The sequence below is a fragment of the Nostoc piscinale CENA21 genome (genome assembly GCF_001298445.1).
GTDB classification, from domain to species: Bacteria; Cyanobacteriota; Cyanobacteriia; order Cyanobacteriales; family Nostocaceae; genus Nostoc_B; species Nostoc_B piscinale_A.
Window position 1 is genome coordinate 264,753 of record NZ_CP012036.1, and the last position, 13,231, is coordinate 277,983.

The following is a 13,231-nucleotide window of genomic DNA, read 5'->3' on the forward strand; positions in this document are numbered from 1 at the left end:
CACAAAATCTTAAGAAACGAACCGCCAAGAGCGCCAAGAACGCCAAGGATTTAGAATTTCATTGAGTGCAGGTTCACATTAAATTGGTATAAGAATAAAATTATTTGTTAAAGTCATTTCTTAACGAACCACAAAGGGCGCAAAGAGCGCAAAGGAAGAGAAAATTACTAACTGAACTGTATTGGGATATAGGCTGAATTCTATTTTGATAAGCAATCAATATTAACTAATGACTACCAAGCAGATTTCACATTCCAAAAATAAGCTGTGGATGGCGGCAATTAAACCACCAATGTACAGTGTGGCGATTATGCCTATATGGATAGGAACAGCAATTGCTTTTGCCGAAAAGAAGATTTTGAATACAACAGTGTTTTTAACTTTTTTAGTAGCAGCAATATTAATTCTGGCATGGGAAAACTTGAGTAATGATGTGTTTGATTCTGAAACAGGAATTGATAAAAATAAACATCATTCCTTAGTGAATTTAACAGGGAAGAAGTCGCTAATATTTTGGTTAGCAAATCTGTGTTTGGTAATTGGGTTGTTAGGAATACTCGCGATCGCCACTTGGCAACAAGACCCAACTGTGATCATTATGGTGTTAGTGGCTTGTAGTTTGGGTTATATGTACCAAGGGCCGCCCTTTCGGCTAGGATACCAAGGATTAGGCGAAATTCTCTGCTTTTTTGCCTTTGGGCCTTTGTTAGTGCCAGCAGTATATTACAGCCAAACTCAAACTTGGTCAGTTGCTAGTTTTGCAGCTTCGGTGATTGTTGGGATTGTGACTAGCTTAATTTTGTTTTGTTCACACTTTCACCAAGTTAAGGATGACATAGCCGCAGGAAAGCGATCGCCAATTGTGCGTTTAGGTACAGCCAACGGTGCGAAAGTTTTAGTTTGGTTTACCGCTAGTATCTATCCTTTGTCTTTATTGTTGGTGATTTTGGGAATCTTCCCAGTCTGGACATTATTGAGTTGGTTAAGTCTACCATTTGCCTTCAAATTATGTCGCCACGTCCAAGAAAATCACAACTATCCAGACAAAGTTAGCAACTGTAAATTTATCGCGGTGGCTATACATTTCTGGAGTTGTTTGTTCTTGGGTGTAGGATTTTTTATCGGTTGATGAGTTGTAAGAGGTACGAAAAGAATAATTAACCGCAGATGGACGCACGCAGATGGACGCAGATAAATTTGTACCTCAACACTCACGCTCAGTACAAGTCTCTCAGTGTAAATCACTCAGCACTCAGCACTCAGCACTTTTTACATTTCGTCCTTACCAGCGAAAATTTGCGCGTCCACTTACTACGCATCATGGTGTTTGGGATATCCGCGAGGGAATTATCCTGCGTCTAGTTGATGAAACTGGGAAAGTTGGCTGGGGAGAAATCGCGCCTATTAGTTGGTTTGGTTCGGAAACTTTAGAACAAGCTTTAGATTTTTGTCGCCAACTACCCACAGAAATTACATCTGAAACTATTGTTTCCATTCCTGATGATTTACCCGCTTGTCAATTTGGGTTTGAGTCAGCTTTGACAGGAATGGGGAGTAGACAGTGGGAAGTGGGGGAAAACTTGAGTTGTAGTGGGTTACTGGCTGCGGGTGAGGTGGCTTTACAACAATGGCAACAGCTGTGGGAAGAAGGATATCGTACATTTAAATGGAAAATTGGTGTTGATGCGATCGCCAAAGAACTCGCAATTTTTGATAATCTATGTCGTAGCTTACCCGCCTCAGCTAAACTGCGCCTCGATGCTAACGGCGGACTCAGCTATGAAGCAGCGAAATTATGGCTAGAGACGTGTGACAAAATTCAGGGTGAAGTCGCCGCAGAAATTGAATTTTTAGAACAACCCCTACCTGTGAACGAATTGGCAGGGATGTTGGAGTTAAGTAAATTTTACCGAACTGCGATCGCATTAGATGAATCTGTCGCCACACTCCAGCAACTCATCAGTTGTTATCAACAAGGCTGGCGAGGAATTTTTGTCCTTAAACCCGGAATTCTCGGTTCACCATCAAAACTGCGTCAGTTTTGCCAACAACATGAAATTGATGCTGTATTTTCCTCTGTATTTGAGACTGTTATCGGTAGACAAGCTGCACTTAACCTAGCAGCAGAATTATCTCGCAAAAACAGAGCCGTTGGTTTTGGTGTTGATCATTTTTTTGCCCAAGCAGCAGCAACAAATCCTGAAAGTTTATGGAACAACCTTTAACTTATCTGCAAAATTTACCTCAATCTAATTGGTTAATTACTAACAACAGCCATCAATTTTCAGCAATAGCAAAACAATTATATTTAGAACTTACAGAAATATTAAAACAACACCAGACACCACCAAAAATTATCTTAGCTGAACGCGAACCAGTCAAATTTTTAGCCAGCTTTCTTGCCGCTTGTGCAGCCAATTGTCCAGTATTTCTCTGTAACCCCGACTGGGGAACCCAAGAATGGCAACAAGTATTTGAATTAGTCCAACCAGATATTATCTTAGGAATCAATTTTAATTCCCACTCCCCACTCCCGGTTGGTGAGCGAAGCCGAACCACCACTCCCAACTCCCCACTCCCAACTCCCTACTCCCCCCAAATCATGATTCCCACAGGCGGTTCATCGGGTAACATTAAATTCGCCATCCACACTTGGCAAACCCTCACCGCATCTGTACAAGGATTTACAGAATATTTTCAGTTAAACCAAGTGAATTCTTTTTGTGTATTACCCCTTTATCATGTCAGTGGGTTAATGCAATTTATCCGTTCTTTTACAACAGGCGGTCAACTAACTATTCTGCCATTCAAAAATTTAGAAACTGGACAAATCCCTACAATTCAACCATTAGAATATTTCATTTCTTTAGTACCAACTCAATTACAACGTCTTTTACAAAATCCAGAATTAACCCAATGGTTAGCCCAATTTCAAACTGTTATGCTAGGCGGCGCACCAGCTTGGCAAGAATTATTAGAAAAAGCCAGATTTCATAACATTAGATTAGCTCCAACCTATGGGATGACAGAAACCGCCTCGCAAATTGCTACCCTCAAACCTGATGATTTTCTTCAAGGTAAAATTAACAGTGGGAAAATTTTACCTCATGCTCAGGTAATAATTAGCAATCAACAAGGTGAAGTTTTACCACCTAATCAAATTGGGAATATTACTATTCAAGCCAAATCTTTAGCCCTTGGTTATTATCCTCATCATTGGGATAACCAAGATTATTTACAAGTAGATGATTTAGGCTTTTTGGATAATCAAGGTTATCTGAATATCATCGGACGCAACAGCGACAAAATCATTACAGGTGGCGAAAATGTTTACCCGTCCGAAATTGAAGCAGCCATCCGCGCAACTCAATTAGTTGTTGATGTTTGTGTAATTGGTGTACCCGATAAACATTGGGGACAAGCCTTAACAGCTATATATATTCCTCAAAATACTCATATTTCTCATTTAGAAATCGAAAGTTTACTAAAAAATCAACTCAGTAAATTCAAAATTCCTAAACATTGGATTTGTCTGGAAGATTTACCCCGTAACACCCAAGGTAAGGTTAACCGTCAAGCACTACAACAAATAGCCGCAGAATTTCTGCACCATTAACCCGTTGATGACAAACGAGTTAAGGTTCTCGATGAATGAGATAAGGTTAATAAGAAACCTTACGTCGTTCGTTACAAATGAGTTAAGGTTCTCTATGGATGAGGTAAGGTTAATAAGAAACATTACGTCGTTCGTTACAAATGAGTTAAGGTTCTCTATGGATGAGGTAAGGTTAATAAGAAACCTTACGTCGTTCGTTACAAATGAGTTAAGGTTCTCTATGGATGAGATAGCGTTCGTCAGGAACCTTACTACATATTTTGCACCTAGCCCCGCTGAATGGAATTCGCACGCCAGTGAGGGAGTCGGCAAAGCCGACGAAAGTCGCCTCAAGTCAAGCCAGCGCGTTGCCGAGGTTCCCTCCGTTGTAGCGACTGGCGTGGGAAACCCGCCCACGGCGCTGTCTCCCCAACGCACTGGCTCGGCTATAAAACAATACCGTTCAGTTAAGACAGTCGCTACTTTTCTTAGGTAACTTTCGGTAGGGTAGGTAGCGGAGAAATGAGAGTTTGACGGGTGTTTTGCGTCAGTCTTGGATCATTTTCCATCTTGGAGATTACGTAAATAAATCTCGTCTTCTCGCTGAATGAATTTGTGGCTAATTAAATCACGTCGCAATGTCATGTAATCAGGATAATAACGACTGAGAATTTCATTCACCATCTGTTCAGAATATTTAACTCCTGGCTCAAACTTTTTAGAAAGCCATTTAAGAATGACTAAGCGTTTTTTACGACTCACAGGAATTTCCTTAAGGTGCTGAAAGCCATCTGAGTTGTTGGAATTACTTTCTAGATAACTGTGCAGAACTTTGTTTTCCCAAGCTTCAGTATCTATATTTTCAATTAAAGATGCTATCCTTCCTGGCGTAAAAATTTCCTTACTGATGTTTTCTAAAGCTTCATTATCTAACTGATACAAACGGCTGTTACCATCAGGGCGCATGGTCACTAAATTTACTTCTTTAAGTTTCGCTAAATGGTGAGATACGGTCGGTTCTTTAAGTTGCATGAGTACAGCTAATTCTTCCACACTACACTCTTGATTTGCCAAAATACCTACTATCTTCAATCGACTTTCGTCAGCCAATACTTTAAAAAACTGTAGTAGGGTCTGAAACTGTTCTTTTCCCATAAGTTTGTTATAATCAATTCGATCACGATCTAATTAGAAAGAAATCGAATTAGTTATACTGCCCTCCTAAGATGCAGTAAGAATCTCCTATTGGTTAATTTTTTTATTAATGTCAATTTTGCGATTTGTTTAGAAAAAAAATGAATTTTCTTAAGTTGTTCTTTACATTTCGTTATGCTGAAACATTCATTAGCTAGAAAAATCAGAAACAGGACAATTAAACAAGGTACTTCTCTTGTACAAGCGGCTAAATTTCTAGGCGTAGACCAGAGTACCTTGTATGTGGCTCTGCAAAAAGGGCAAATTCCCACAACCACTAGAAATGGCAGGACTGTGATTAGTCAAGGAGCTTTAATGGATTATCAAGCGAGGATAAGACCTCTCTTATAAGTAATTGAAATAGTAATGATTAGAAATTAAAATTTCACCGATATTGAGTAGCGATCGCCTAGACAATGTGAATGATTAATTGACATAGAATTATAGTCTAGCGTAAGAGAAACAAATTCAATATAACAAATACAAATTTGTGTAGATACACAATGTTTTTGTAGGAAACTATATTTTAATAAAACACAGATAGTTTTTTGTACATATTTTTAGTTGATTTTTTGTCAGCTAGACTTAGCGATCGCTCCACCAAAAGTCAGGTAGTAGAATTTAGTTGATAATGTAAGATATCAGACTTGCCTTGTTGAAATTATGACGGTTGTTATTCCCGTAGCAAAGCCCGTTAGCAAGATGCAACTAGCACCCGGTAGTACAGTGACGATACCTGATGTCAGTTGGTCAGAGTTTGAAGCGATTTTGGCGGAATTAGGACACAAGCGGCGTTCCAGAGTAGCTTATATCCAGGGTACTTTAGAAAGTATGGTTCCTTTACCTGACCATGAAATACCCAAAGACTTGCTTTCAGATATTGTCAAAGCTTTAGTCAAATTTCAAGGCAGAAGATATGAACCTTTTGGTTCCACTACTTTCAAAAGGGAAGGTATAGCTGGAGTTGAACCCGACGCTTGCTTTTACATCCAAAATTATCAGCGTATGATTGGTCGTCGTCGGTTGGAACCAGACGACCCACCACCCGATTTAGCAATTCAATCGGATGTCACTTCTAAAACTAAACTGGATGCTTATGCCGCAGTTGGCGTGCCGGAACTTTGGGTTTATGATAACGGCACACTAAAAATTTATATATTGCGTGATGGAATTTATTTAGTTTCTGACTATAGTCCTCTGTTTGGAGAGATCCCAATCAAGCAAGTCATTCCTACTTTTGTGGAACGTGCTTGGCAAGTTGGTAATCTGCAAGCATTAGAGGAATTTGAAGTGGCGATCGCAAACAGATGACACTCCAGTACAAATATGAATTATCTATTGAGGCTGGGTGTGAGGGTGCAAGGGTGTAAGGGCGTAGGTTTTTTCATTCAGCAATGCTTCTTTCACCCCTAAACCCCTACACCCTCAATTTATTAACCAAACTGCTGTTCAACATCCAAGTTAAACAACATTTGCAGTGTTTGCATACAGCGCCTTCTGGCCTCTACATCCTGCTGCGCTCGTAATTGCACCATCGGATCATGTAAAATTTTGTTAACGATGCCTCGTGTTAAAGCCTCAATGACTTCTTGATGTTTGTCACCAAATTCCGAACCTAAGCGCGATAAAGCTTTTTCCAATTCTTGCTCGCGGATGGTTTCGATTTTATTTCGCAGACAGCTAATAGTAGTTACAGTTTCTAAACTGCGCCACCACACATCAAAAGCTTCTACTTCTTCATCTAAAAGTTTTTCGGCTTCTTGAGCCATTTTGCGGCGGCTTTCGTAGTTCTGTGCAACGACAGCTTTTAAATCATCAACATTAAACGCTTGGACATGCACCAATTCATTTACGTCGGAGTGAACGTTACGCGGCACAGAAATATCAAATAACATCAAAGGACGGCCAGGTTCTAAGACTACTTCTAACTTGGCACGGTCAAGTATTGGCTCGGTTGCAGATGTGCTTGTAAATACTAAATCACTTTCGGCAATTACAGTCATCATTTCCCCAAGTAAATGAGTGCGGATGGGGTGTTCTGAGAACTGCTGTGCTAATTCTTGGGCGCGATCGCGGGAACGATTCACAATACTAATTTGTGTCGCACCTTTAGAAACTAAATGTTGTACCAGCAACCGCGACATTTTGCCAGCACCGAGAATTGCCACGCGACAAGCTGCCAAATTAGCCACTTTGATTTGTGCCAATTCCACAGCCGCCGAACTAATAGAGACTGCACCAGTACCAATACTGGTTTCGGTGCGGACTCGCTTACCAGCTGTAATTGCTTGTTTAAATAACCGATTCAAAATTGTTTTTATACCGTTGTATTGCTGCCCCAGTTTGTGCGTATTCTTCACCTGAGCCAGAATTTGACCTTCGCCGAGGACTAAACTATCTAAACCTGCGGCGACTCGCATAACGTGCATCACAGCATCTTCGTGCAGCAATACAAACAAGTGTTGTCTCAAAGAAGCTACAGGTAATTTGCTGTGTTCTGAAAGAAACTGAGTAACTTCGCGCACACCTTGGTCAGTTTCGCTGGCAACAATGTAAATTTCCAGACGGTTGCAAGTGCTGAGTATGGCTACTTCGTCAATGTGGGGATAAGTAGTTAAATTAGCGATCGCACTTTCAGTTTGTGGTTCTGGAATACTCAGCTTTTCTCTAACTTCGACTGGGGCTGTTTTATGGCTTAACCCCACCACTGCAATATTCATTTCTTATCAACAATTAATAATGGGTTATTAACAATTGGGGAGTGGAAGTAAAAAGTCAAAAGGCAAAAGTAAAAAACAAAAGTATTTTTTACTTTTTACTTTTTACTTTTGACTTAATGAATCTCTCTCCCTACTCCCTGAGTTTTTAGTGCAATTGCAGAGTCTTAGGCTGGTCGAACATGTGGATTGTATCGACAAATCTAGCTGTCTTAGACTGGCTAGAAATAACCAAGCTTTGAGTTCTCGCACCACCGTGGAAGAACCGGACACCTTGCATTAAGTTACCGGAGGTAATACCGCAAGCAGCAAATAGCACATTTTCGCCAGAAGCAAGTTCATGAGCATCGTAGACCTTATCGGGGTCAGTGATATTCATAGATTGCAAACGCTCAATGTTTGCTTCTTTGCTTTCCCCAATTAGACCTGTTTTCACTACAGCTGGATCGTAGATCAATTGGCCTTGGAAATGTCCACCCATAGCCCGCATAGCCGCAGCAGAAATCACACCTTCAGGTGCAGCACCAATACCCATGAGTGCATGAATATTAGTTCCTGCAAAACCACAAGATATAGCCGCACCCACGTCACCATCAGAGATGAGTTGGACTCTAGCGCCAGCATCACGGATTTCTTTAATCAAGTCGTTATGGCGTTCGCGCTTCATTACAACTACTACGAGTTCATCAATTGAGCGATCTAGACACTCGGAGAGAATTTTGAGGTTTTCGGTGGCTGACTTGTTGATGTCTACCTTGCCTTTAGCGGCTGGGGGTGCTGCAAGTTTCTTCATGTAGAAGTCTGGTGCAGCAAACAAACCACCTTTTTCAGAAATTGCCAACACAGCCATTGAACCAGGCTGTCCATAAGCAACCAAGTTTGTACCTTCGCAGGGGTCTACGGCGATGTCAATTTCGATTAATTCATCTGGGTTACAGAAGTCCTTTGCATCGGGACGAGCGCAGATACCTACTTCTTCACCGATGTACAACATAGGAGCGTCATCACGTTCCCCTTCCCCAATCACAATGCGACCGCGCATGTAGATTTTGTTCATACGCTCCCGCATAGCTTCTACTGCTACTTGGTCAGCTGTATTCTTTTCGCCTTTACCCATCCACTTTGCAGATGCGATCGCGGCTTGTTCTACTACCTCAATAATTTCTAACCCAAGCGTATTTTCCACAGAGTCCCCCTCTCAACTGCTCTCTATTGCGTTATTTCATCTAGCCATTTCAGTTTTCAAGTCTACCAAAGTGCTGATACCTATGGAAAATAGTATTGACTCACACAATTGTTAATTTTTGCTGCTGAGTGATGTAAATCTATACCAGTAAGGCAAAAATGACAGTTCTTTTGTACTATTAACATTTGAGTATTACAGTGAATAGATAAAATCACTCAAGTGATTGCTGCAAAAGACTTTAAGGCAAACTGATCAATTTTAATATGATTCATAAATTATTCGGTCAGTATAATAAATGGGTTTTTGTGGTGTGTGCATCTAACTAGATATAGTCAAGAAAACTGCGTATAAGTTTACGAAAAAAAATTGGCCTAATCCAAAAAGCAGGAGGAGGTAAAGCGTGTTTATTGACTACATCACACTTATGTTGATCAATATGGTTGCTGGATTAGTTCTCCTAGCTGATTATGTGAACCGAGGCTTAGTTAGCACCAATCAGAAACAATGGATTCCTGGGTTTGGGATAACAGGCGGAATAGCCTTAACAACAGGACTACACATGACATTTACTTGGCCTGTGCGTGGTAGCTTTAACATTGCGTTTGGGGAAACAACCGTCCTCTTTGGGGTTTTATTTATAGCAGATGCGATCGCGTTAGCTTTTGATTGGGATTTGTGGACAGTAGCAATTTACGCTTTCTTTGCAGGCTTAGTGGCGCTGGTTGTCGGTATCCGCATCATCAATTTAAATCTTACAAGAACACCAGTACTAACAGGCATAGGTTTTATTCTCACTGGCTTGGGCGGTATCTGTGCTGCACCTGCTTTATATTGGAAAGCTAACCGTACTTGGCGGTTAACTGGCGCTGCTATCTTGATTATTGCTGCTTTAATTTGGGCATTTATTGGATATCTGGCATTCTGGAATCATCTTGAAAGCTTCCAAAAATGGGTTCCAGTACTTATGCGCTAACTTATGCAAGTAATTTAGAGGATGATGATGAAAATCTTAGAATCATTGCATAATTTTATAGAACTGCCTAAGTACTCTGACGATGATTTTACTCTGACTAAATAATTTATTGTATAAATCGTAACTAAAAATAATAATTTTTTTGCAAATACTTCCGTAAAAACCAAGTATTATCACTGAGGATTCACCGTTTTTTTACGGTTAAGGTGTATTTAAGTGTGTAGGCATAACTAAGTATATGTGATGACGAATTTAAAAACTTGATGAGTATTGCAATGCTAATTATGCAGTGCATCTACCACTTATGAAGCTGTATTGAGAGTGAGCGATCGCTCACGAAATTTCTTGGTGCAGCATATCAAAATTACACCCACACCAAAATTTTTACATGCCAATTGAAACTGTAAACATTACTACCACTGCCTTACCGTCAACATATTATCTCGTTGCTTTTGATGCTAACGGCAATGAACGTCTGGAACCTACTGGTTTCATCAGCCAAAAATTAGTAGATATACTAGCCACTGAACCCATAACAGACGTATTTTTGATTAGCCACGGATGGATGGGTGACATTCCCGCCGCCAAAGAACAATACACCAAATGGATAACAGCTATGGGGCAGAACTCTGCTGATATCCAAACAATCAAAAAATTACGCCAGTCACAAAATCAGGAATTTCGCCCCTTATTAATTGGGTTGCATTGGCCGAGTAAACCTTGGGGAAATGAAGACTTAAACGCTAAACCCACATCCTACGACACATCAGGGTCAGAGTTAAATAATTTAATTGACGAATATGCTCAAGATGTAGCTGATACAGAAGCAGCCCGTGATGCACTGAGAACAATTTTTGCAGCTTCCATAGAATATGCTAATCCGCCAGAAACATTACCGCAGCAAGTGAACCAAGCTTATGAGGTGCTAATCAAGGAAGCCTCTCTCAACGGATATGAAGAAGATGGCGCATCTTTAAACTTAAACCCAGCAAATATTTATCAATCTCTGATAGCAGAGGAACCAGAAACCCAAGAAATCAGTTTTGGAATTGGTGATTTTTTCCAAGCTAAAACTAATCCATTTTTGGATGTTTTAGGTTATCTCTCCTATTGGAAGATGAAAGAACGGGCGCGGGAAATTGGTAGTACTAGTGGTTTTAAGTTATTAACTCAACTGCAAAAAGCAGCGGCTAAAACAGTCCGATTTCATTTAGTAGGACATAGTTTTGGATGTATTGTAGTTTCTTCGATTGTGGCTGGAAAAGACAAGAGTCAGTTAGTCCGCCCAGTTGATTCTTTAGTATTGATTCAAGGCGCTTTATCACTTTGGTCTTACTGTCCTGATATTCCCCGCCGCAAAAATTTAGCTGGTTGTTTTTCCTCCATCCTCAAAGCCCGTAAAGTTACAGGCCCAATTGTCACTACTCGGTCTATTCACGATAGTTCTGTCACTAAACTGTATCCTGCTGCCAGTGTACTGGGTAGATTCCAAAATCAAGATATTAACTTTGCTGAGACTCAATCAGAATTTCCTGAATATGGCAGTATTGGTACTTTTGGTATTCAAGGGATCAACGAAAGTACCAGCCTCAAAATGTACTCCTGTAACAAAGAATATAATTTCCAAGCAGGTAAAGTTTACAACTTAGAAAGCAGCGAGTTTATCCGTAATATCAACAGCAAGACTGGTAAAGATGAAGATGCTCACAACAGCATTGACAAGAAGGAAGTCGCTCATGCTGTTTGGGCTGCGGCTTTTGGTAGTTAATTAAACAAAAAAATCACAGGGTGTATTAAATATGGTCGTAGAACAACTAACCGAAGAACTACATTTCAACGGGATTGATGGTGCTTCTGGTAGCTATTTATTGCCGCCATTAACAGCTGAACAGGTAGCGAGAATTGCTCAGGGTGAAGAGTTTGACCCTGAAGAACTCGATGAACTTAAGCAAAAAGATCCGCGCTATCAACAGGGTCATTTTGCCCCGATGGAAGGGGTAGACCCAAAAAACCTAGCCGAAACAGGCTGGGGCGTAATTTTTGCTTTTAATGCTGACCCAGCAATTAAAGAAGCACTCAAAGAATTATTAGAGCATCGTCAAAGACAAGCGACGAAAAAACATGAGCATTATTATAAAGAATACATAGGCCCTAAAGGTTATCGTCCAGGGGAATCAAAAGGTGGATTTTTATCCCGTCATGGTGTTGGCCCAGGCCCAGCTGACCCAGATAAAATGCCATACTACCTGTTGATTGTGGGTGATCCAGAAACAATTCCCTATCGTTTTCAATATCAACTTGATGTGCAGTATGCGGTGGGTCGGATTTACTTTGATACGCCAGAAGAATATGCTCAGTATGCGCGGAGTGTGGTGCAAGCCGAAACCAGCAATTTAGCACTACCCCGCCGTGCCAGCTTTTTTGGAGTACGTAACGCCGCAGACCAAGCCACCCAACTTAGTGCAGAAAACTTGATTCGGCCTTTAGCTGACTGGATGCTGAATGAGCAGAAAGACAACGAGTGGACAGTTAACAGTATTCTGGCAGAAGAAGCTACTAAAGCTCGTTTAGGCAGATTATTGGGCGGGGAAGAAACACCAGCATTGTTGTTTACTGCTAGTCATGGTATGGGCTTTCCCAATGGTCATGAAAAGCAACTCCGCCACCAAGGAGCGTTATTATGTCAAGACTGGCCAGGCCCGTTGACATGGCGTGAAGCAATTCCCGAAGATTTTTACTTTTCGGCTGATGATATTGGTAGTGATGCCAAGTTATTAGGGTTAATTGCCTTTCACTTTGCTTGTTACGGTGCGGGGACTCCCAAACTGGATGAATTTGCTCATCAGAAAAACTCGAATGAAAGATTAGCGATCGCACCTAAGTCTTTCATTGCACCTCTACCCCGACGGTTGCTGAGTCATCCTAATGGTGGGGCTTTGGCGGTTATCGGTCACGTCGAACGAGCTTGGGGTTGTTCTTTTGTGTGGGAAAAAACTGGTAAACAATTAGCAGTTTTTCAAAGTACCTTGAAGAGATTACTTGACGGACATCCAGTCGGGTCAGCCGTAGAATATTTCAACGAACGCTATGCAGAATTATCTTCTGATTTAAGTACAGAATTAGAAGAAATTAAATATGGGGCAATGGCTAATCCCATTACTTTATCAGGAATGTGGACGGCGAATAACGATGCTCGCAGTTATGCGATTATTGGCGACCCCGCCGTGAAGTTGGTTGTTGGTAATAGTTCCACAGGCGATCGCCCTGTGATTGAATCGATCAAATTACCCACAGCACCCGCAACACCGCAGACATCTGCTGATACACCTGCAATTCAACAAGCCCAAGCAAACTTAACCCAAGCACTAGAACAGTTTGTCAAGGCTGTTGATCAAACTTCTGGCGATCGCTCCCAAAAACTCCAAGTCACAGTTTCTACTGTGGTGAGTTTACTAGAGACTCTCAAAAAATTAGGTTAATTCAGAAATTAAAACTTAGGGGCTAGAGGCTAGAGGCTAGGGACTTGTTTCCTTTGTCTCTAGCTTTTCCTGATTAACGCCGTGTGC

At 41.0% G+C, this 13,231-nt stretch carries 12 protein-coding genes; 9 read left to right on the top strand and 3 right to left on the bottom strand.

The features are described 5' to 3' along the window. The first annotated feature begins 229 nt into the window (after positions 1–229). The 4 genes from menA (at position 230) to ACX27_RS32720 (ending at position 4,091) form a co-directional block, all read left to right on the top strand. A complete protein-coding gene (menA, locus tag ACX27_RS01165) occupies positions 230–1,129 on the top strand; it encodes a 2-carboxy-1,4-naphthoquinone phytyltransferase (protein WP_062287308.1) in 900 nt (299 codons plus the stop codon). 52 nt (positions 1,130–1,181) lie between these two features. Continuing rightward, positions 1,182–2,225: an o-succinylbenzoate synthase gene (locus ACX27_RS01170; RefSeq protein ID WP_062287312.1), complete on the top strand. Its 1,044-nt coding sequence runs from the start codon at positions 1,182–1,184 to the stop codon at positions 2,223–2,225. Continuing rightward, positions 2,210–3,616, top strand: coding sequence for a 2-succinylbenzoate--CoA ligase (locus ACX27_RS01175; protein WP_062287315.1), 1,407 nt, complete (start codon positions 2,210–2,212; stop codon positions 3,614–3,616). The genes ACX27_RS01170 and ACX27_RS01175 overlap by 16 nt, the downstream gene beginning before the upstream one ends. Positions 3,617–3,836: 220 nt before the next feature. Continuing rightward, a complete protein-coding gene (locus tag ACX27_RS32720) occupies positions 3,837–4,091 on the top strand; it encodes a hypothetical protein (RefSeq protein ID WP_200929894.1) in 255 nt (84 codons plus the stop codon). A 62-nt stretch (positions 4,092–4,153) separates the two neighbouring features. Here ACX27_RS32720 and ACX27_RS01185 read toward each other — a convergent pair whose 3' ends face one another. After that, positions 4,154–4,750: a DUF2087 domain-containing protein gene (locus ACX27_RS01185; RefSeq protein ID WP_062287318.1), complete on the bottom strand. Its 597-nt coding sequence runs from the start codon at positions 4,748–4,750 to the stop codon at positions 4,154–4,156. Between the two features lie 174 nt (positions 4,751–4,924). Here ACX27_RS01185 and ACX27_RS01190 point away from each other — a divergent pair, with 174 nt between their 5' ends. Together ACX27_RS01190 and ACX27_RS01195 are read left to right on the top strand one after the other, a co-directional pair. Next, positions 4,925–5,140 (top strand): helix-turn-helix domain-containing protein, encoded by a 216-nt coding sequence (locus tag ACX27_RS01190; protein WP_062287321.1) that lies wholly within the window; start codon positions 4,925–4,927, stop codon positions 5,138–5,140. 312 nt (positions 5,141–5,452) lie between these two features. Then, positions 5,453–6,100 (top strand): Uma2 family endonuclease, encoded by a 648-nt coding sequence (locus tag ACX27_RS01195; RefSeq protein ID WP_062287324.1) that lies wholly within the window; start codon positions 5,453–5,455, stop codon positions 6,098–6,100. A gap of 122 nt (positions 6,101–6,222) precedes the next feature. On the opposite strand, the gene ACX27_RS01200 is transcribed toward ACX27_RS01195, so the two are convergent. Together ACX27_RS01200 and glpX are read right to left on the bottom strand one after the other, a co-directional pair. Next, positions 6,223–7,509, bottom strand: a complete 1,287-nt coding sequence (locus ACX27_RS01200; RefSeq protein WP_062287327.1) for a glutamyl-tRNA reductase — start codon at positions 7,507–7,509, stop codon at positions 6,223–6,225. A gap of 145 nt (positions 7,510–7,654) precedes the next feature. After that, positions 7,655–8,692: a class II fructose-bisphosphatase gene (gene glpX / locus ACX27_RS01205; protein ID WP_062287330.1), complete on the bottom strand. Its 1,038-nt coding sequence runs from the start codon at positions 8,690–8,692 to the stop codon at positions 7,655–7,657. Between the two features lie 400 nt (positions 8,693–9,092). On the opposite strand from glpX, the gene ACX27_RS01210 reads away from it, so the two are divergent. The 3 genes from ACX27_RS01210 to ACX27_RS01220 all read left to right on the top strand — a co-directional run bounded on the left by ACX27_RS01210 (position 9,093) and on the right by ACX27_RS01220 (position 13,144). Beyond that, positions 9,093–9,665 (top strand): DUF981 family protein, encoded by a 573-nt coding sequence (locus tag ACX27_RS01210; protein WP_083468642.1) that lies wholly within the window; start codon positions 9,093–9,095, stop codon positions 9,663–9,665. Positions 9,666–10,053: 388 nt separating this feature from the next. After that, positions 10,054–11,433 carry a hypothetical protein gene (locus ACX27_RS01215; protein WP_062287336.1) on the top strand — a complete coding sequence of 460 codons (1,380 nt, stop codon included), beginning with the start codon at positions 10,054–10,056 and terminating at the stop codon, positions 11,431–11,433. A 31-nt stretch (positions 11,434–11,464) separates the two neighbouring features. Continuing rightward, positions 11,465–13,144, top strand: a complete 1,680-nt coding sequence (locus ACX27_RS01220) for a C25 family cysteine peptidase (RefSeq protein WP_062287338.1) — start codon at positions 11,465–11,467, stop codon at positions 13,142–13,144. Positions 13,145–13,231: the final 87 nt, after the last annotated feature.

What these genes read in the sequence shown, in the direction of transcription:
- ACX27_RS01190 (WP_062287321.1), top strand. Translation starts at nt 4,925, where the DNA reads ATGCTGAAACATTCATTAGCTAGAAAAATCAGAAACAGGACAATTAAA.
- ACX27_RS01215 (WP_062287336.1), top strand. Translation starts at nt 10,054, where the DNA reads ATGCCAATTGAAACTGTAAACATTACTACCACTGCCTTACCGTCAACA.
- ACX27_RS01185 (WP_062287318.1), bottom strand. Translation starts at nt 4,750, where the DNA reads ATGGGAAAAGAACAGTTTCAGACCCTACTACAGTTTTTTAAAGTATTG.
- ACX27_RS32720 (WP_200929894.1), top strand. Translation starts at nt 3,837, where the DNA reads ATGGATGAGATAGCGTTCGTCAGGAACCTTACTACATATTTTGCACCT.
- menA (WP_062287308.1), top strand. Translation starts at nt 230, where the DNA reads ATGACTACCAAGCAGATTTCACATTCCAAAAATAAGCTGTGGATGGCG.
- ACX27_RS01200 (WP_062287327.1), bottom strand. Translation starts at nt 7,509, where the DNA reads ATGAATATTGCAGTGGTGGGGTTAAGCCATAAAACAGCCCCAGTCGAA.
- ACX27_RS01175 (WP_062287315.1), top strand. Translation starts at nt 2,210, where the DNA reads ATGGAACAACCTTTAACTTATCTGCAAAATTTACCTCAATCTAATTGG.
- ACX27_RS01170 (WP_062287312.1), top strand. Translation starts at nt 1,182, where the DNA reads ATGGACGCAGATAAATTTGTACCTCAACACTCACGCTCAGTACAAGTC.
- ACX27_RS01195 (WP_062287324.1), top strand. Translation starts at nt 5,453, where the DNA reads ATGACGGTTGTTATTCCCGTAGCAAAGCCCGTTAGCAAGATGCAACTA.
- ACX27_RS01220 (WP_062287338.1), top strand. Translation starts at nt 11,465, where the DNA reads ATGGTCGTAGAACAACTAACCGAAGAACTACATTTCAACGGGATTGAT.